16 protein-coding genes are annotated in these 18666 nt (G+C 53.4%); 4 read left to right on the top strand and 12 right to left on the bottom strand.

Annotated features, from left to right (window positions below; translation table 11 throughout):
- Positions 1-11: 11 nt before the first annotated feature.
- Both PU683_RS12275 and dcuR read left to right on the top strand, forming a co-directional pair.
- Positions 12-1628: a sensor histidine kinase gene (locus PU683_RS12275; protein ID WP_277171827.1), complete on the top strand. Its 1617-nt coding sequence runs from the start codon at positions 12-14 to the stop codon at positions 1626-1628.
- Positions 1625-2344 (top strand): two-component system response regulator DcuR, encoded by a 720-nt coding sequence (gene dcuR, locus PU683_RS12270; RefSeq protein WP_277171825.1) that lies wholly within the window; start codon positions 1625-1627, stop codon positions 2342-2344. Before PU683_RS12275 ends, dcuR begins: the two co-directional genes overlap by 4 nt.
- On the opposite strand, the gene PU683_RS12265 is transcribed toward dcuR, so the two are convergent.
- A complete protein-coding gene (locus tag PU683_RS12265; RefSeq protein WP_277171823.1) occupies positions 2325-3287 on the bottom strand; it encodes an FAD:protein FMN transferase in 963 nt (320 codons plus the stop codon). The genes dcuR and PU683_RS12265 overlap by 20 nt on opposite strands.
- 89 nt (positions 3288-3376) lie before the next feature.
- Complete coding sequence (locus PU683_RS12260) at positions 3377-6154, bottom strand: flavocytochrome c (RefSeq protein WP_277171821.1); 2778 nt, start codon at positions 6152-6154, stop codon at positions 3377-3379.
- 634 nt (positions 6155-6788) lie between these two features.
- Here PU683_RS12260 and PU683_RS12255 point away from each other — a divergent pair.
- Positions 6789-8300, top strand: a complete 1512-nt coding sequence (locus PU683_RS12255) for an anion permease (protein ID WP_277171819.1) — start codon at positions 6789-6791, stop codon at positions 8298-8300.
- A gap of 53 nt (positions 8301-8353) precedes the next feature.
- On the top strand, positions 8354-10003 hold the full coding sequence (gene fumA / locus PU683_RS12250) for a class I fumarate hydratase FumA (protein WP_277171817.1): 1650 nt from the start codon (positions 8354-8356) through the stop codon (positions 10001-10003).
- A 53-nt stretch (positions 10004-10056) separates the two neighbouring features.
- On the opposite strand, the gene PU683_RS12245 is transcribed toward fumA, so the two are convergent.
- The 10 genes from PU683_RS12245 to PU683_RS12200 form a co-directional block, all read right to left on the bottom strand.
- Positions 10057-10584: a hypothetical protein gene (locus PU683_RS12245; RefSeq protein WP_277171815.1), complete on the bottom strand. Its 528-nt coding sequence runs from the start codon at positions 10582-10584 to the stop codon at positions 10057-10059.
- A gap of 17 nt (positions 10585-10601) precedes the next feature.
- Positions 10602-11705: an Ivy family c-type lysozyme inhibitor gene (locus tag PU683_RS12240; RefSeq protein WP_277171813.1), complete on the bottom strand. Its 1104-nt coding sequence runs from the start codon at positions 11703-11705 to the stop codon at positions 10602-10604.
- 133 nt (positions 11706-11838) lie between these two features.
- Positions 11839-12405 carry a hypothetical protein gene (locus PU683_RS12235; RefSeq protein ID WP_277171811.1) on the bottom strand — a complete coding sequence of 189 codons (567 nt, stop codon included), beginning with the start codon at positions 12403-12405 and terminating at the stop codon, positions 11839-11841.
- A gap of 30 nt (positions 12406-12435) precedes the next feature.
- A complete protein-coding gene (locus PU683_RS12230; protein ID WP_277171809.1) occupies positions 12436-12735 on the bottom strand; it encodes a hypothetical protein in 300 nt (99 codons plus the stop codon).
- A gap of 250 nt (positions 12736-12985) precedes the next feature.
- Positions 12986-13267 carry a hypothetical protein gene (locus tag PU683_RS12225; protein ID WP_277171807.1) on the bottom strand — a complete coding sequence of 94 codons (282 nt, stop codon included), beginning with the start codon at positions 13265-13267 and terminating at the stop codon, positions 12986-12988.
- Between the two features lie 196 nt (positions 13268-13463).
- Positions 13464-13781, bottom strand: a complete 318-nt coding sequence (locus PU683_RS12220; protein WP_277171805.1) for a hypothetical protein — start codon at positions 13779-13781, stop codon at positions 13464-13466.
- A gap of 243 nt (positions 13782-14024) precedes the next feature.
- Positions 14025-14417: a DUF4150 domain-containing protein gene (locus PU683_RS12215; protein WP_277171804.1), complete on the bottom strand. Its 393-nt coding sequence runs from the start codon at positions 14415-14417 to the stop codon at positions 14025-14027.
- A 9-nt stretch (positions 14418-14426) separates the two neighbouring features.
- Positions 14427-15035: a DUF3540 domain-containing protein gene (locus tag PU683_RS12210; protein WP_277171802.1), complete on the bottom strand. Its 609-nt coding sequence runs from the start codon at positions 15033-15035 to the stop codon at positions 14427-14429.
- Complete coding sequence (locus PU683_RS12205; RefSeq protein WP_277171800.1) at positions 15032-16117, bottom strand: pentapeptide repeat-containing protein; 1086 nt, start codon at positions 16115-16117, stop codon at positions 15032-15034. The genes PU683_RS12210 and PU683_RS12205 overlap by 4 nt, the downstream gene beginning before the upstream one ends.
- Entirely contained in the window at positions 16114-18654 is a 2541-nt protein-coding gene (locus tag PU683_RS12200; RefSeq protein WP_277171798.1) for a DUF2169 domain-containing protein, read from the bottom strand. The genes PU683_RS12205 and PU683_RS12200 overlap by 4 nt, the downstream gene beginning before the upstream one ends.
- Between the last annotated feature and the right edge of the window lie 12 nt (positions 18655-18666).

The raw sequence follows: 18666 nt of genomic DNA, 5'->3' as shown, positions 1-18666 counted from the left end.
TCGGATTCGGCATGACTCAGAGAGCGCCCACGGCGACACCTCCGCGGAAACGACCAATGAAGTTTGGCACCATGGTGACGCTGATGGTGTGCAGCGTGACGGGTTCCGTGCTGCTCCTGGCCTGCGCCCTCTGGTTCTGGCAGATAAGCAACGCCACGCGCGACGGCGTGAAAGCAACGGGCTTCGCGGTGGCGCGTACCCTTGCCGATGCGCCGGAAATCAGGCGCGGGCTGCTGCTGCCGCCCAATAGCAATGTTATTCAGCCTCTCGCGCAGGCAGTGGCCGCGCGAAACGATCTGCTCTATGCGGTGGTGACCAATATGCAGGGCATTCGCTATGCGCACCCGAATGCCAGCATGATCGGGCAGAACTTTATTGGTGAGGATCTGCAGCCTGCGCTGAAGGGGCGTGAGAATGCGGCGGTTAACCGCGGCGTGCTTGCTCCGGCGCTGCGCGTGTTTACGCCGGTTTATGATGAGCGTCACCAGCAGATAGGCGTGGTGGTGGTCGGCATTTCGTTAAGCGAGGTCGACGAGCAGGTAAGCCGCAGCCGCCAGGCGGCGATGTGGATACTCATCTTTAGCGCGCTGGTGGGCTTTTTTGGCATCTGGCAGGTGGTGCGGGTGTTAAAGCGCATTCTGCTCGGGCTTGAGCCGTATGAAATTTCGGCGCAATTTAAGCAGCGGCAGGCGATGTTGCAGTCCCTTAAAGAGGGAGTGATGGCCGTCGACGCCGAAGGCCGCGTGACGCTGCTTAACCATGCCGGGCGACGCATGTTGCTCAGCAGTACGACGCAGGGTGCCGGCACGCATCAACCACTGCTGGCCGATCTGTTGAGTGTGCTGCAGACCGGCACGCCTATTTTTGACCGTGAACTGGGTTGCAATGGTCGTTTGCTGCTGAGTAACACCGTACCGGTACGCAGCCAGGAGAGTATTATCGGCGCGATTTGTACTTTCCGCGATAAGACCGAGGTGAGCCAGTTGATGCAGAGGCTCGATGGTATGGTCAATTATGTTGATGCCTTGCGAACCACTTCGCACGAATTCATGAACAAGTTGCATGTCATCCTCGGTCTGTTAAATATGAAACGCTATGACAAGCTGCAGGAGTATGTGCTGCAAACGGCCCAGAACTACCAGAGCGATATCGGCGCCATCCAGCATCAGATCAAGTCGCCGGTGGTGGCCGGTTTTCTGCTCGGCAAAATTAACCGGGCAAAAGAGTGCGGTTTTACCCTGACGCTGGCCGATGAGAGCCAGGTACCGGATAACCCAAATGAGAAGCAGGTGACGGTGCTGGTCACGGTGCTCGGTAACTTGATTGAAAATGCGCTGGATGCAATGAGCGGCCAGCAGGAGGGTGAAGTCGGGCTATTCCTGCATTATCAGGATGGCTGGCTGGCAGGTGAAGTGAGCGATGACGGGCCGGGTATTGCGCCGGGCAATATCGACGCCATCTTTCGCAAAGGCTTCTCCACCAAGGGTGAAAACCGCGGCGTCGGGCTTTTTCTCGCCAGCCAGCAGCTGGCTGACCTTGGCGGCACCCTGAGCGTAGAATCTGAACCCGGTGTGTTTACCCAATTTTTTGTCCATCTCCCGTGGGATAGTGAAAGGAAGAACGCGTGATAAATGTATTAATTGTTGACGATGATGCCATGGTTGCCGAGCTGAACCGCATGTATGTGGCGCAGATAGCCGGTTTTCAGTGCTGCGGCACGGCGTCAACGCTGCGTCAGGCCGAGGAGATGGTGAATAATCCGCTGCTTGAGATCGATCTGGTGCTGCTGGATGTCTATATGCAGCAGGACAGCGGTCTCGATCTGCTGCCGATTATTCGCGCCAGCGGGCGGGCTATTGACGTGATTATGATCACCTCTTCCGCCGATGCCGCCACCATTCAGACCTCGCTGCATTACGGGGTGGTCGACTATCTGATTAAACCATTCCAGTTCCCGCGTTTTGAAGAGGCGCTCACCACCTGGCGCGAGAAGCGCAAGCTGATGGATGCGCACCCCTACTATGAGCAGTCAGACGTTGATCGCCTGCTGCACGGCGGCGCACCGGAGGTGGCAGACACTCGTCGGTTACCGAAGGGGCTGACGGCCCAGACCCTGCGCACGATTTGCCAGTGGATCGATGCCCATCCCGGGATTGAATTCTCAACGGATGAGCTGGCGAGCGCGGTCAACATCTCCCGAGTCTCCTGCCGTAAGTACTTAATCTGGCTGGCGCAGATCAATATTCTCTATACAACCATTCACTATGGTGCCACCGGGCGTCCGGTTTATCGCTATCAGCTGATTGCGGAGCAGTACAGCCTGCTCAAGCAGTACAGTCAATAAAGCGGTAGCTGTCATCAACGTGGGTGTAACTAAACCGGCGTCGTGAAGAGAGGATCACGTCGCGCTTTTTGGTGACGAAAAGCGCTTCAATGTCCTCGCGCTGTTTCAGCAACTGGCATCCTTTCTCGACGCCAAGGCCGAAGAGAAGCGTGGTCCAGATATCGCCGTCGAGTGAGTCGCTGGAGATAATGGTCACGCTATCGAGTTCATTTTCCAGCGGGTAACCGCTGCGCGGATCGAGGATATGGTGCCAGCGTCGACCATCCTGCTCGAAGTAGCGCTCATAGGTGCCGGACGTGACAACCGACTGGTTGGCGACCTCCAGCGTGCCAATCAGCGCGTCTGCTTCCGCAAACGGCTTTTTCAGGCCGACAGACCACCGCCCCTGCGGGGTACCCAGCGTCTGCACGTTGCCACCGAGATTGATTAACCCTTCTGTCACCCCCTGCTGATGCAGGTAGTCGCGTACCCGATCGGCAATAAATCCTTTGGCAATCGCGCCGAGATCGATCTCCATCCCGGCCTGCGTAAGAAAGACGCTGCCCGCGGCATCATCAAGGACAACGTCCTGAACGCGCGTGATGCGCAGCCGCGCGGCAATCGCGCCCGCCTCTGGCACCCGGTCGCCTTTAAACCCGATTCGCCACAGCTTTACCAACGGGCCAATCGCCAGATTAAAGGCGCTGCCTGGCACCATGCTGGCGGCTTTCGCGCATTTGATAAGCTCAAAAACCGGACGGCTGACGGCAACCGGATGCCGCCCTGCGGCGTGATTGATCGCCATCACTTCTGAATGGGTGCGGTTAACGGTGAAGAGATCTTCGTAGCGCTTAATCAGGGAGAATACGCGGGAGGCGAGCGCCTCATCCGGGACAAAGAGCGTGAGCAGAATGGGCGAGCCCATCAGCACAGCTGAGTAGCGCCAGCTCGGGTTAGCGGACATTGCATACTCCTTCTGTTGCGTACTGCTGGTGCTACGCTTATCAGGCCAGTGAGAGGCCTGATAAGACGCAGCCTGTTGGCATTAACGCGTTACCGTTTGGCGCGCAGCGCGGCCTGATGCCCAGCCAGCGAACCGAAGACGATAATGTCTGCCACGGCGTTGCCACCGATGCGGTTGCCACCGTGCAGACCGCCTACCACTTCACCCGCCGCGAAAGCACCCGGAATCACCTGCTGCTCGCTGTTAAGCACCTGGGTGTCGGCGTTGATGGTCACGCCGCCCATGGTGTGATGCACGCCTGGCGCAATCTGAATGGCGTGGAATGGCCCTTCGTTAATCGGCGCACGCAGTGCGGTGGTGCGCCCAAAATCATCGTCGTGCTGTTTTTCCACAAAGCCGTTGTAGCGCTCCAGCGTGGCGAGGAAAGCATGATAATCCATGCCCAGCTTATCCGCGAGTTCACGTGGGGAGCTGGCGCTGGTGACAAAACCGCGGGCAATATACTCATCCGCCGCTTTGTTTTTCGCGCGAACGTGCTCATCAAAGACAATGTAAGCATAGTGCTCCGGCAGCGCGATGATGGCCGCCGAGACTTTATCGCGGGTCGACATCTCGTTAAAGAAGCGGTTACCCTGCTGATTAACCAGAATAGCCCCGCCGCCGCGAATCGACTCTGAAATCAGGTAAGAGGTGTTTTGCTCAACCGTTGGGTGGATCTGAATTTCGCCCATATCCACGGTGGCAGCACCCAGGCGCTCCAGCAGTGCGATACCGCTGCCGGTCGCGCCTTTATGGTTGGTGGTGACGAAGCCGTCCAGATCGGGGCGATATTTCACCACCATCGCACTGTTGGCGCTGAAGCCGCCGGTGGCGACAATCACGCTCTTCGCGTCGACACTGAGGGTTTCCTGCTCTTCGTTCAGCAGACGCACACCGCGCACTTCGCCTGACTCAAAGAGGATCTCTTCGACGGAGGTATCCAGCATGACGTCGATATTGCGTTTGGTGACGTTGCGCAGCAGGCCGCTGATCAGGTAGCCACCGACCGCCGATCCATCACGCGGGCGATGGGTACGGTCAATGCTCATGCCGCCAGTGGTGGTGATGTCGTTGAGCATGATGCCGCGACGTGCCAGCCACTCAATCGCTTCAGGAGCATGTTCAACAAAGCGGCGCAGCAGCGCAGGATCGTTCTTCTCGCCACCCCCTTTCAGGGTTTCTGCGTAGAACAGCTCCTTACTGTCCTGAATGCCTTTTACGCGCTGGAAGCGGGTTTCCGCTGCGTTCATCCCTGCCGATGCTTTGATGGTGTTGCCACCGATAGTCGGCATTTTTTCGACGATCAGGACGCTGGCACCTTCGTCGTGCGCCTGAATCGCCGCCGCAAGGCCGGCACCACCGCTGCCGATAACAACCACATCGTAACTTTTCGGCGCGCTGGTATCGCCGCCCTCTTCTGCGATCCGCGCTTTGCTCGATTTCACCATCGCTTTCGACACCGCTTTTTTCACCGCCTCGCTCTGGCTTGTCGCGCCGGAGATGGCGTCAACATGCGGCGAGTTCGCATCGATAATGCGGCTGCGGATCTCTTCAAAGCTGCTGGTAAACTCGACGTCATCCAGCGGGCCTTCAGCCAGCGTAATATCCGCAATGCTGTCGGTTTCGAGACTGACGTTGACCACCAGCGTATTGCTGTCATCCTGCACGGTTTCAGCAAAAATCCCCGGTTTGAACTTCGCCGCGCCCATGCTCATATCGCGGATCATCGCTTCAACCAGTGAGAAACGCCACAGCGGCTCGGGGATGTTCAGTGCTTCACGCTGGGTGCTGTCCATGAAAAGTTCAAGGGTTTCACCGTTGGCGATACGCGAAGCCCAGTCCGGGTAGGCGATGCAGGCACGGCCTACCGCCATCAAATCGTACCCATGATCCAGCCCCTCTTCCGCATCCGCCGCGTTGACGATCCCGCCGACACCCATTACCGGGATCTGCGCCAACGTTTCTGAGCGCAGCGCACAGTATTTATCAATCAGCGGCGTCGGATCGGTCGTGTCATTGATGGAAGAGCGCAGCGCCGCTCCCACGGAGAAGTGCAGATAATCGAGACCGCGAGCGGCCAGCTTCTCCAACAGGAACATGGTGTCATCAAAACGGATGCCGGGAACCTCCAGCTCTTCCGGAGAGAAACGGTAGCCAATGATAAAGGCGTCATCTGCGTACTGGCGCGCCATCTTATGGGCGATATCCAGCACGGCCAGCGGGAACCGCGCCCGGTTTTCGCGGCTGCCGCCCCACTCATCATCACGCTGATTGGAGTGAGGAGAGAAGAATTGCTGTATGAGATAAGTATTGGCGCCGTGGATCTCAACACCGTCGAAGCCAGCCTGGATGGCGCGACGTACGGCTTCACCAAATTTGGCAATCATGCTTTCAACTTCTGCAGCACTCATCGCCACGGGCGTCGCGGCACCTTCGCGCGGTGCGGCAATCGCGCTCGGCGCAATCGGAGTGCGTCCACCGATCAATTTCGGCTCCACCATACGCCCGCCATGGTAAATCTGCAGGATGGCTTTTGAACCCTTCTCCTGGATGGCGGCAGCAATTTTCGCTAGCCCAGCAATTTTTTCATCGCTATCAATCCCAATCGCGCCTGGAAAAGCGAGGCCGAGATCGTCGACAAAGCAACACTCAACAATAATGGTGCCTATAGCTCCTGAACGTGCGCGGTAATACTCCACCAGTTCGCTGGTGACAGTACCGTCAAAATACCCGGTGCAGGTGGTCATTGGCGCCATTAACAAACGGTTTTTCAGTTCCACGCCGTTTGGCAATGTAAACGGGCTGAGAATACGTTCGTTGCTGGTCATAATAAACTCCACATCTAAAATTGATAAACCTTGAATTTGGTGACGGATCTATTTTCGTTCTGGTTATTAATCCTGGTGTCGTGTATTTAATATACCGCGAATTTTATTTACCAAATTAATTACGTTAGTTATAAAACTATTTAACCCCTGTAATAACAGACCTACCACCACTGTATTATCATTTTTAAATATTGCGTTCACATTTTTATAATTACCGGTAACATAATTATTACTTTGAAAAATGTCTATATTCACAACAAAACCAATAAAAAACCAATAAAATCATAGACCTCAAGAGCATTTCTGTCTTTTATAAATTAAAATAAGATACAAAAATTTAACACTTTCCTGGTTTTTCTGGAAATTAACCACATTATTCGTAGTGGGTATTCCAGATATTAAAAATAGTCTCTCTCTTTTCGTTTTATTGATCTTAATCAAGAGAAATCCCATTGGTCTGGGCAATATAGAAATAGACTTATTTTGTTATTTATTGCTGCTTCTGTTGGTGATAAATAAAGATCGATGGAATAAAAGAAGATGATTTTAATAACTAAAGTAACTTTCGAAAATAAATAAATCACACTTTACTCCACGACAGACCCGAATTTTTAACTACTTGTAGATGCTCACTATGAAAGAGAAAACTCCAACCCCAGCTTCTGCTCCGGCAGAGAGCGTAAAGGCCGGTAATAAAAACCGCCTGGTGATGATGGCGCTGCCCATTATCGTGGCCATACTGTTACTGTTCGTTCCGGTGCCAGAAGGCTTACCGCCCTACGCATGGCACTATTTTGCAATCTTCGTTGGCGTGATTGTTGGCCTGATCTTCGAACCGCTACCGGGTGCCGTAATTGGTATGACGGGCGTGGTCGTGATCGCGCTTTGTGGCCAATGGCTCCTTTTCAGTCCGGAACAGCTGGCAGACCCGAAATTTAAGCTGGCGGGCCAGTCCTTCAAATGGGCAGTCAGCGGTTTCGGCAACTCCACCGTCTGGCTTATCTTCGGCGCATTTATGTTTGCCGCCGGCTACGATAAGACTCAGTTTGGTCGTCGCCTGGCACTGATCCTTGTGAAATACCTGGGCCGCAGAAGCCTGACGCTCGGCTATGCCATCACCTTCGCCGATCTGCTGCTGGCACCGTTCACCCCGTCAAACACCGCGCGCAGCGGCGGGACCATCTATCCAATTATTGCCAACCTGCCCCCTCTGTATGGTTCAAAACCAAACGACCCGAGCGCGCGCCGCATCGGTTCTTATCTGATGTGGGTGGCCATCACCGCCGCCTGCATCACCAGCTCTATGTTCCTCTCTGCACTTGCACCTAACCTGCTGGCACTGGCGCTGGTGAAAAGCATCGTTGGGATCAATATCTCCTGGGGCACCTGGTTTATCGCCTTCCTGCCGCTGGGCCTGCTGCTGATTCTGACTATGCCTCTGCTGGCGTACTGGTTCTACCCGCCGGAAGTGAAAGTGAATGATGAAGTCCCGCTGTGGGCGAGCCGCGAGCTGGAGAAGTTGGGCAGAATGTCCCGTAATGAAATCCTGCTGCTGGTCTTTGTCTGCTGTGCGCTGCTGATGTGGATTTTCGCCGCCGACTTTATTGAACCGGCGCTGGCCGCACTGCTGGTGGTGGTGCTGATGCTGTGGACAGGTGTATTGACCTGGAACGATATCACCAGCAATAAACCAGCCTGGAACACCTTTGTCTGGTTCGCCACACTGGTCGCGCTGGCTGATGGCCTCTCATCCACTGGCTTTATCGCCTGGCTGGGTAAAGAGGGCGGACTGTTGATGAGCGGCATCTCTCCGGGTATGGCAACTATCGCTCTGCTGCTGGCGTTCTATCTGCTGCACTATCTCTTCGCCAGCACCACGGCACACACCACCGCCCTGCTGCCGGCGATGCTGACCATCGCAGCGACCATTCCTGGCATCAATATGGAAGTGGTTGTGCTGGTGCTGTGCACCTCGCTCGGTGTCATGGGCATCATCACCCCATACGGTACTGGCCCAAGCCCGATTTACTACGGCAGTGGCTATCTGCCGACTAAAGATTACTGGCGTCTAGGTACCATCTTCGGTGCCATCTTCCTCGCCGCCCTGCTGTTGATTGGTTATCCGTGGATCACCATGATGTTCTGATTCATAACCGTCGGGCTTTCCCGGCGGTTTTATTTTTTGTGGAGTAATGAGCTATGTCGAACAAACCCTTTGTTTATCAGGACCCGTTCCCGCTGGCGAAAGATGAGACGGAATACTATCTGCTGAGCCGCGAGCATGTCTCCGTGGCCGAGTTTGAAGGTGAGCAGGTGCTGAAAGTCGAGCCACAGGCGTTAACTCTGCTGGCACAGCAGGCGTTCCACGATGCCGCGTTTATGCTGCGACCTTCTCATCAGAAGCAGGTTGCCGCCATTCTGACCGACCCGCAGGCTAGCGAAAACGACAAATATGTCGCCCTGCAGTTCCTGCGTAACTCTGAAATCGCCGCCAAAGGTGTGCTGCCGACCTGCCAGGATACCGGTACCGCCATCATCATGGGCAAAAAAGGCCAGCGCGTCTGGACCGGCGGCGGTGATGAAGCCGCGCTGGCGCGTGGGGTGTATAACACCTACACCGAAGATAACCTGCGCTACTCACAGAATGCGCCGCTGGATATGTATAAAGAGGTGAATACCGGCACCAACCTGCCCGCGCAGATCGATCTCTATAGTGTGGATGGCGACGAGTATAAATTCTTGTGCATCGCTAAAGGCGGTGGTTCGGCGAATAAAACCTATCTCTATCAGGAAACCAAGGCGCTGATTACTCCGGCGAAACTGAAAAACTATCTGGTTGAGAAGATGCGCACGCTGGGCACCGCTGCCTGTCCACCCTACCATATCGCCTTCGTGATTGGCGGAACCTCTGCTGAATCAACGCTGAAAACGGTAAAACTGGCATCAACCCGCTATTACGACGGTCTGCCAACCGAAGGGAATGAGCACGGACAGGCCTTCCGTGATGTCCGGCTGGAACAGGAGCTAATGCAGGAAGCGCACAACCTCGGTCTCGGTGCGCAGTTTGGCGGGAAATACTTTGCGCATGATATCCGCGTGATCCGCCTGCCGCGTCACGGTGCCTCCTGCCCTATCGGTATGGGTGTCTCCTGCTCCGCTGACCGTAATATCAAAGCGAAGATCAACCGCGACGGGATCTGGATTGAGAAAATGGAGGCTAATCCGGCACAGTATATTCCACAAGAGCTGCGCCAGCAGGGTGAAGGCGATGTGGCGAAAATCGATCTCAACCAGCCGATGAACGCGATCCTCGCCCAGCTCTCCGCTTTCCCCGTTTCAACCCGCGTTTCGCTCAACGGCACGATAATTGTGGCGCGCGATATCGCCCATGCGAAGCTGAAAGAGCTGATTGATAATGGCGAAGAACTGCCGCAGTACGTGAAAGATCACCCGATCTACTACGCCGGTCCGGCAAAAACACCTGAAGGTTATGCTTCCGGTTCGCTTGGCCCAACTACCGCCGGGCGTATGGATTCTTACGTGGATCTGCTGCAATCGCACGGTGCGAGCATGATCATGCTGGCAAAAGGCAACCGCAGCCAGCAAGTGACCGATGCCTGTGCCAGACACGGCGGTTTCTATCTGGGCAGTATTGGTGGCCCGGCTGCGGTGCTGGCGCAGCAGAGCATCAAGAGCCTGGAGTGCGTTGCATACCCGGAACTGGGAATGGAGGCGATCTGGAAGATAGAGGTAGAGAACTTCCCGGCGTTTATTCTGGTGGATGATAAAGGGAATGACTTCTTCCAGCAGATCCAGAACAAGCAGTGCGCGGGCTGTAAACAGCAGTAACGAAAAAGCCCCCGACAGGGAAACCTGGCGGGGGCTTTTATCTCGGGCGTTGATTACTGCCGATGGTCAACGTAATTGATATTGATGGAATTCACGTTACCTTTGAGTATCTCAAAAGAGATCCGCTTGTTATCACGCTGGTAGCCAATCCACTCAGCCCCGTCGCTGCTCTCCTTTTCACCCGGCCCGTAAAGCTCTGTGACCTTATCTTCACTGCAGCCCGGTGCAATACCTCGCGTGGTTTTCAAAGCCGCTCCCCGCAGGGTTATCTGCGCGACGATATAACTGTCAAAATCTCTGTTCTGGCTGTCCCACCACAGGTTGGCGGTGTAAACATCAAAATCCTTAAACATGTGGCGATAAAACTTGTAGATACCGTCGCCAAAGGGAACTTCGCCGACAAAGCTGTCGTCGCTGCTGTTGCCGAGCTTTGCCTGGAGCTTATCACTCCATGGCTGGCCCAGGGAAACCGGCTGCTTATTCAGCGTGACCGTAAAATCAGACTCCTCAAGAGCCTGCTGCGCTCCGGCAAAGGTATTGAAGCTCAGAAGCAGTGCTGCAAGGGATACACGTCCGGTCATTATTGGGTTCCATTGAGTCATTCGTTCAGCCATTTTGCTGGCTGTTTAACCAGCACCTTTGTCCCCTGCGTAACGACCAGGCCCGGCGGCTGGTAGTCGATGCGATAGGTGATGTTGCCATTATGAAATTCGGCACCGACAACGTCGTTTGCACTGTTCTGCACCGTTTTTCCCTTCAGGCTGATGGTAGTGTTATCGCTGTTGCGCACGCCGTTATAAAGCATGTCGTCGCACGGCTTTGAGAATGCACCGCAATTGTTGCGAACAAAGAGGCTGAACTTTGCGGTTTGTAATAAACGGGTCGTCGCTCCCGCAGGGACATCCTCTTTGATCAGGTTGTAGTGTTCAGGTGCATAATATTCGCCATTTTCCGGCGTTCGGGTCATCGTCCAGCGTAGCGTATTTCCCTCAAGCTTTAATGTCGCCTGGCCATTTACGGCACCAAAGTTTGAATCGAAGCTGATTGTCGCAACGTTATTTTTCACCGAGCCCATTAAGTTGGGTTTATCTTCATCAGCGCAATCAATGCGATTCCCCCCCTGGGTGATATAGCAGTAAGTCCCGATGAGCTTGCTACCCTTCTGCGTTAACTTCAGGCTCAACGTTGAGGCGTCGTTATCCTTGCCCTGCCATGTTCCAGAGAAGCTACTGGCCTGGGGCGCGATGTCCGGGAGTGTTTTTCCCTCCAGCTGGCTTGCCCATTGTTGAATATCCTTATCGATGCCGTCGCCAGGATGATTGGTACGGTAGTTCACCACACTGTCGTCGGGCAAAATCCACGCAGCAGAGAGGCGTCCATCCGGATAGATGACAAATACCGAAGCGTTCTCCTGAGCAAGGTGCTGCAGCCAGCCAGAAACGAACAGGCCATCCTCTGCGGTATGATGCGGCTCACCATAGACATCAAAGTTAGAAATGAAGTTGTCGTAATCATTGCCCAGTAGTTTTTTCAGTTGTACAACTACCGTTTTGTTGGCGGTGATGCCCTCAACCGTTTCTAACTTGTCGTACTGGTTAAGCTCGATCGCGGCTGATGCAGCATGAGGCAGCGTAAATGACAGGCAGGACAATAAAGCAGCGTAACGCAATACCTTACCAAAGGTGCGAGGGTGACAGGCCATACTCTTTCCCTGATAACTTAAGTTGATTCTTATGATGTTTTAATTCCACGGAACAAAATACATCACAGGTAATGAATGAATCTATAAAAAGGCATGCAATGCAGAAGGTAAAGTGTTACAGAGCGCATTAAAGTTACATATCATCGGCAAAATTTCGCAGCGTCATGCTCTTCAGACAGGCAGGCTCAGCATAGGGAAAGCCAAAAGCTGTCGCATTACCGTTTTTATCTAAAGGGGTGATCCAGGCGAAAGTTTCATTAACCGAGTGCCCATGTGGCGCACTAAATAGCTTTAGCTGCGGATAGACCTTTCTGACGTCGGACAATAAAATACAACCGTTACTTACGTCATAGTGAATGATGAACACCTTTGGTGGATGGTTGCGATCCATGCGCACAGCGAGATTAGAAAGGGTGATTCCGCCTTCAAGCGTGAACGGTTTGGCGGTCAGCCAGGCCCCATCGGCCGGATTCAGACGAAAAAGCGGATGACCCACAATCGGCTCAACGGTATTCACATCCTGGCCGATAGTCTCTTTGAGCTGGTCTGCGAAGTCAGTCAATGTTTTTAGTTTAGTGAGGTTTGCGTCTGCGTAAAGAGGAGACGAAATGAGCATCGTGGCGATAATAAGAAAGGATCGAATTAACAATTTAATTTCCCCAAAAAATATACTTCGATTCATAGTGTTGATCGTAAGCATTCAAAAATCCATTAACCATCTAATACTCACCTACTCCATTTCAAAAGGTATCATTACAATCCTCTGAGGAACTTGAGGCATATAATAAAGAACAACGGTATTCCTTCGCATGATTTTTATGAGCTCTTCAGGAGTAAAAAACCTCTTAGCTGTCACTCTCGCAACTCCATCTTTAGTCGCAAATTCAACAAGCATACGGAAACGCGTATTTCCAGAACCTGAAGCACCAATTTTTTCTTTGTTAATGATTTTTGCCTCAGTCTTTACTCCCTCTTTTCTATATTTGTTGTAATCCTCATCCGTTATGCAACAAACAACGAGAACAATCACGCATGCAATTATAACCCTGCAATTGTCATTAAAGGAGAGCTGAGCAAAATTAATACCCTTTCGCTGTGAATAAGTTACTGAAAAAGTATAAGCTTTGATTTTAATTGTCTATGTATTTTTAATGGCTAACTAAAGAACGGCTAAAACCTATGATCTTAATCAGTTGTTAAATAATGTTTTAAATGATTGATAGCTGCGTATGAGATGCTGCAATCTCCTGACTCATAAAAATAATCCATAAATAAACCAATCACATATCTAAAAGGCCTTTCGTCTCCCTCAAAATATGCTTAGATGAGTCGCCTCTAAGATAAACAACCGGAATATCTGCACCAATTTGATAGTTGCCCAGGTCCACTGTTTTTACAACAGTTAAAACGTTCTCTCTTGTCAGAGTCATGCCATTCTGATCAATAAAAGAATAATCCACAGTAATGTTTACCAGCCCATTGGTAGTGGGCGTACCCGGCGTCACGGCTGTAATTATGCCATTAACATAAACTCCGTCTTTTCTGATTTCCTTTTCGAGCATGCCATTTTTAACGGATCTTAACACCATAAATGAAAAGACACTTATAAAGGCCGCGCATAAAACATAATTGATATATTTAAAATAAACTATTAATAGCCCAATTAATTGAGTGTTATTAGGATCAATTACTCAAGCACAGACTTCTTCCTTAACGTCACCATGCGCTATTAATAAAGAACCAAAACCATCACCCTCTTCATTTGTTAAAAATAAATGCAATATTATTATCATCGAGGTATTTTATTTTAATCTCTTTTCCCGGCTCAAGCTGACTTCCATAAAAAGTAGGAACGGTGCCCTTACCTTCAACCAACCTTTGCCCATCAGGAAAGTCAACCCAAAGGGAATAACGCACATTTGAACTGCCACCATCATTGGAACTCGTTTCACGCATAGAAATGATTTTAGCGTTGAGAACAACACCATGTTTTTCTATTCTTGCATCTTTATAGAACAACCATCCAATCCAAAAAATAAAACCGCCTAACATAAGTGGGCCTAATATCGACTCCATGTCACCCTCCTGTTCCATCACAAGTAATTTAATATTAACGAATATCAGGCGCGCCTTTAAAGCAGTTTCGACGGGAAAAACCTCACACTGAATCAATAACTAACAATGAATTTGATTAGCTTACAACTTCGGCATCTTTCCGTCCTGGCATTACGGCTATACGCTCGATATATAGTCAGGGCGCATAAGAAGATGCTCATGCGCCTCTATATTTAATAAAATCAATCTGTATTAATGCTCGGATTAAGGTGCCAGCATCAATACCTTGAACTGGCTCGGCACAATGCGCATGCCGACAGCATTGGTGGAGTTTTGCATGCTCACACTGGTTAAGCGCGTCGCCGGGGTTCCTTTTAGCAGAACGGTGAAGGCACCCGTCAGGTGGCGGGATGGCCCCATCACGGTACCGGATGCCACACCGGTGGCGACACCAGGGTTATCGCCGTTGGTAAGCGGCGTCACTGTCGCCATATTGTGCGCGGGCATTCCCATAAAGAGGATATTGAGCGCATTCGGAATCGCCGTTGGCCCCAGCGCAATATCCGGATAGGGAATGGGCGTGGGGGCAGGCATCGGCGTCAGGCAGACGTCCGGAAACGCCAGGTCAACGCCCATCAGCTGGCAGTTAGCAAACATACTCTCTCCTTAGCCCATATGGATCTGTTCAGAATCGACTTTGGTGATCGCTTTCGAGGTGATCACCGTATTCTGCGCATGCATGCGCAGGTAATCTTCCGCTTTCATGTCAAGCTGCCCGGCGCGCACATGCTCCGTCTGGCGCGTGGTGCGAAACAGCTGCTGGCTGATTTGCGTCACGGTCTGCCACACTGACTCGGCCCGCTTGCCGACAATGCGCGAGAGCGACACCCAGGCGGAGATCTTATCGCCGCTGTAATTCATCTCGCTGATATGACACTCCCCTTTTGCCGCATTGATATTGAGCGCTTCACTGCTCAGACTCAGTGCGCCCTGGCTGGCAATATGCAGATCGCCCTGCACGCTCAGCTCTGCGGCAGAGGTCGGGTTCTGGCGCTCCAGTACCGCGAGCAGCCACATCTGGTTATCGACGGCGCTAATCAGCACCGTATCGCCCGCCTGCGGAGCGATGACGCAACTCACGGCGCGACGGCAGTGCCAGCCGCGGCCTTCGCTTTCAACCATCAGGCTGCCATCCTCAAAGCAGTGAGTGACCTGCGCGGAAAATTGTCCGCCAGGGATCGCCGCCATCAGCAGCTGGTGATTAATGTTCGTCATAATGAGTCTCCGTAAATTCTGCTATGGCGTTCGGCGCTCCAGGCTTCCGCCGCCAGTAACTCTTCGTCATATTCAAGGATGCCTTTACGATCGGCGAAGCGCGCATTGTCCTGCCGGGCACGATGAAAACGGGTGCGCGAAAAGATCGCACCGCGAAAATCCGCCAGCCGGACATCGGCGGCAGAGAAGTCCGCATAGGTCAAATCACACAGGGTGAATTCTGCCTCCTGCGCGGTCGTCTGCTGCAGGATGCTCTGGAAGAAGCGGCTCTGCTTAAAACAGGTTTTGTTGAGTGTCGCGCCGACAAAAATTGCCTGATCGAACAGGCTGCCCTGCGCCTGTGCGCCGCTTAAGTCTGCTTCCATAAACAGCGCCTGCGTGGCATTCACACCACGAAGCTGTGCCTGCTTTAATGATGCGCCTTTAAAATTACACTGCGTAAGCTGGGCACCACTGAAATCAGCGCCATCAAGCTGGTTATCGGTAAACTGGCAACCGGTGAATTTATGCTTCGCATAGTGTTTGCCGCGCTGGTCGCAGTTAAAAAAGACGGTGCGCTCAAACTGGCTCTCCTGCAGATCGACATCACGCAGGTCAATACCAAACAGCGTGGTCATCAGGTTGTGGCACCTGTCGAGCTTCGCGCCGCCAAGCGGGGTTTCATAGAAGGTGGAGCGATCGAAGGTCGAGCCGCTAAACAGGCTCTGCTCCAGCGCACAGCGCATAAACTGGCTGGTATCGCTGCTTATGCGCGAAAAATCACTCTTTGCCAGATTACAGTCGTTAAAAACGCAGCGGGTCAGCGTCGCGCCGCTGGCGGTAATGCCCGCCATCTCGCACTGGTTAAATACCGTCTCTTCCAGCATGGTGGCTTTAAGATTTGCGCCGCTCAACTGGCATTCGGTAAAAACGCTCTCTTTAAGGTTCGCGCCTTGCAGGTTGGCTCCCTGCAATGACACCTCCTGAAAAATCGCGCCGGAGAGATCGCAGCCCTGCAGATCGAGGTCGTCGAGGCTGAGTTCCATGATCGCTTCGCCGCCCTTTATTTTCTGCTGTAGTTCTGCGGCCGTTAATCTCTTCATATCACCTCCCCGTCACGCTTCGGCAATGTTTTAACCCGTTTGGTATAAGCACCCTGGAGCTGCGTCGTCTCGCTGGTAAAAGATTGCGCGAGATCGGCGCGGAACAGGTTGGCAAAACTGAGATCGGCCCCTTCGAGGCGGCTTTTCTGCAACATCGCCCCCATCAGATTGGCCTCATTAAGACGTGCACGGCGAAAATCGGTACGAATAAACATGCTGCCGGTAAGCGTTGCGCCGCTAAAATCCGCCGCTTCGCACTGCGCTTCGCTGAGATCGCTATTATTGAGCCTGGCCCGAGTGAAGCGCGCACCCGTTAACAACGCCTGGCGCAGGTTGCTCTGCTTAAGATGCGCACCGCTGAAATCTGCTCTGGCAAGCGTGCCGCCAGAGGCCACCGCGCAGGTCACCAGTGTGGCGCCCGCGAAATTCGCCTCTTCCAGCAGGCTTTCAACCCATGAGCAGCTCTCCATCTGCGCGCAGGCAAAGCTGGCATGCTGAAGCTCGCACTTGATAAAGCTGGTTTTATTCATCACCGCATGGCTGAAATCCGGCTTCGGTAGCGTCAGCTCCATAAAGACGCCGCCATCAATAGTGGCGTGGTTAAAACGACACTCGCTGAAACCTGTTTCCCGCAATAAGAGATTGTTCAGGCGGGCATAACTAAAGTCACAGGCGTCAAACAAGGCGCCGGTCATCTCGGTTTCACTGAACTGTGCCCCCTGAAAACCGGTTCCCTTACACTGCGCCAGCGCCAGGCTCGCCTTATCCAGGCAGCAGTCGCGCAGTGAGGCATTTTGTAAATCGGCACGCGCCAGCATCGCCTGCGTGAAGTTCGCACCATCAAGCTGACAGTCGCTCAAATTCGCGCACTCCAGCAGCGTGTGAGTGAAGTTCGCCCCACGCAGATCCATACCGGAGAAGTCAGCGCCGGTTAAATCGAGCCCACTAAAGTCGCCGCCCTGCGCCATGGTGCGTTCGGCGCGCTGGCGAATAATGAGTGCAATATCACCGGTCAGTTTGATCGCAGGCGGCTGTTGCGCAGCGGACATGAGGTACATCTGATGCAGCGCTTCACGGCTTTGCGCCAGCTTTTTCTCGCTCATCTGCGAAGCGTTGCGCTCGAGCATATCATTCATACGGTGCATCGATTCCGGGCCGCGAGGGCGATTTTCATCATTAGCGGCGTCAGGATATTTTGCTTCCATCTCCGCTTTACGCGCCTCGGCCTGCTGCTGCATTTCCGCTGCTTTACGCTCCATCTCTTCGATAAACTCAGGCAGTTCATCCAGTTTGGGCAATTCAGGTTCATCAAAAGATTTCATCAGGTCACTGACATCGCCACCTTGCGCTTCCAGCCGCGCCCGGTGCTGCTCACGTAACTGTGTGGCGCGCGCATTCTGATTCTCGCGCATCGGGCTGTGATTTTGCTGCACCTCATTGTCAATCCACGGGCCGATCACCTCCTCCGGCACCAAATCTTTTTCGCGGAAGGCAAACAGCGCGCCCTTCTCTTTATCGAGACGCTGGGTGAGAACTTTGCGGTAGTGATTAACAGAGCGTGTCGCACCGGTTTTTTCCAGCGCCGGCATCAGGTGCAGCACATCGGCGGCATCATCTTCGTTGATCCGCTGGTTGCCGTGCCAAATCAGCACCATCTGCTCAAGATGGGGGAAGAACCAGACGGTGGTGGCACGCAGCGCGATCTCCTCAAACAGGATCTCCTCCCCGCGCTGGCGCTGAATAAAGCAGCGCGCCTGCCACGGCGGTAACGTGCCCTCCTGCACCGGCTTTTGCGGGTGCATGTTCCAGATGCGCCATGCGGCCTGCGGCGGCAGCGAGTCGCGCTCCTCCCACCACTGATCGGGGCTGGCGGCATTAAAAACACGCCAGTCGATGTCCGGGGCGAAACCCGGGAAATCATTCTGCAGCCAGCGGGCATCATAGTTTTTGCCCATGCGGCGGAAACGGCGCGGCCATGTCAGATCCAGCGGCCCAAAGCTTGCCGGCTCCGGTTTCATGCGCGGCGACACTACACGTTGTTGCAGGGCTTCGATATTTGGCAGGCGACGGAACTGCGTGCCGTTATGGTTTTCCACCACCGCGCCGATGCCGTGCGGGTTCTCTTCATACCCTTCACCACCAAACGCGCGGCTCCAGTCGAGTCGCATCTGTTCGAACGGTTTCGGTGCGGTCGCCCTTGAGCCTGCCCAGTAACGATCGCCAGTAACGGCAAGGGTTTTGGTCAGCGTGTCGACTTCAATACGAACCGCACAGGCTGTTTTATCCTGATGGTGCTGCGTATAGGCATAACCGGTAGCGAGAAACTCAGCGCGCGCTTTCGGCATTGCCATATCCAGCACGCCGCCGCTGGTTTGCAACTCGCTGGCCGCCAGTTGCCAGAGTTCAACTTCAGGACGAAGCTTTGGCGCAGCACTCATATCAGCCAGCGCCATCACGGCAACGCCCAGATGATTCTGGCCCTGCAAACGGAACGGACGGTTTAACACGCTGAGCCGCAGCGGTTTGATAATCTTCATATAACTTCCTTT

The organism is Candidatus Kosakonia sp. 282A-S69 (assembly GCF_029433855.1).
Lineage (GTDB): Bacteria > Pseudomonadota > Gammaproteobacteria > Enterobacterales > Enterobacteriaceae > Kosakonia > Kosakonia cowanii_A.
This window is presented reverse-complemented; position numbering and strand designations above follow the sequence as displayed.